At 42.6% G+C, this 1,227-nt stretch carries 1 protein-coding gene; it reads left to right on the forward strand.

Annotated elements, in window-relative coordinates:
- The first annotated feature begins 598 nt into the window (after positions 1–598).
- Complete coding sequence (locus MO867_RS22115) at positions 599–973, forward strand: hypothetical protein (protein WP_252473202.1); 375 nt, start codon at positions 599–601, stop codon at positions 971–973.
- Positions 974–1,227 lie beyond the last annotated feature (254 nt).

Raw genomic sequence — 1,227 nt, forward strand, 5'->3', positions numbered from 1 at the left:
AGACAAGATAATTACAGTCACGATTTAAGCTGATTTATATGGGACAGCCCTGTGGGTCATATGGGCTTCCCAAAAAAACATAAAGCGGCGAAAATACTGAAATATAAAGAATCTTTTTTGAACTAATTGTTGGGTGAAAATTGAATGGGGGAATGCAGATGAGAAGAGGTGGTGATGCACCGTGGGAGATATGGGCTTTGCTGTTAGGGGTTATTGCCGTGGTTGCTATTCCTATAGCTGTGGGTATCTTAGCAATAAGGATATATAGAGTTTTCTACCCAATAGTGCAGCCAGAGAGGCAAAGTTTGGCGACTTTGGGTTTGGAGGAGCGCGATGGGTTTTTTAAAATAATTTTTATAGGATGGGTATTGTGCGCTCCCATATTTTACTGGGTTTATACTACATATGTCATTTGACAAGCCGCTTAAATTATACGCTATCAGCTACTGGAGCGCCGCAAAAGTGCCGTTTAACTCATACTTTTCCCTTGGGGCGAAGCTATGCGAGTAATTGGGTGCAGGCGTTATTATTTCAGTTTGATCTTACCTCAAACTTGCCTCTTAGCAGCAACTGTGCCAGGGAATCATTAGGAAATTTAATGTCCAATACTGATAAAACAACTTTTCATCCATTTATAGTTATTGATGGCCGTGACTCTGAATGGAGTGATGTACGTGTTTCATTTGATAATTGGGGCTGGCTTCAAGAGGCGTATAAAACGGACATCATTAACGATTACCATATGAATGGTTATGGTATTCAGGCCCTGGTTCTTGCAGCCAGAGTTGCAGCAGGATTGGATGTATACCCTGCAGATCTAGATCTAAACTCTGAAGGTGATACATGCTATCTGATTTTTAAAAATTATGCTTCAGCAGTTGAAACGGCAGGATTAGCCAAAGAAATGATCACAAGCCGGAAAGCAATTGAAAAAATGATCAATATAGCTCGAGAGCATAATCTCGAAGATTGATTGTTTAGCCAGATCGTCCCAGTAAAAGGTATGCCACTTGACCGCGGACCATGACATCGGCATTTGTGTGGTAAGCGAAGTCGCGACGTTTTGTACCGGGGTAGTTCCTATCTGGTGAGAATTGGCTATACAGTGCTAGTGAGTCTAGCCCTGTATGGCGGGCTAAATTGGGACGACTTGTGAAGTGGGGGGGGGGGGGCAGGGCTGTCCCATATAAACCGGTGTAAAAACGAACAGAATAGACCTAAAATAGC

It is taken from the genome of Microbulbifer okhotskensis (assembly GCF_023895975.1).
In the GTDB taxonomy this organism is placed as follows: domain Bacteria; phylum Pseudomonadota; class Gammaproteobacteria; order Pseudomonadales; family Cellvibrionaceae; genus Microbulbifer; species Microbulbifer okhotskensis.

Bases quoted from the DNA above. Each gene is read 5' to 3' on its own strand.
- MO867_RS22115 (WP_252473202.1), top strand. From the start codon at position 599: ATGTCCAATACTGATAAAACAACTTTTCATCCATTTATAGTTATTGAT.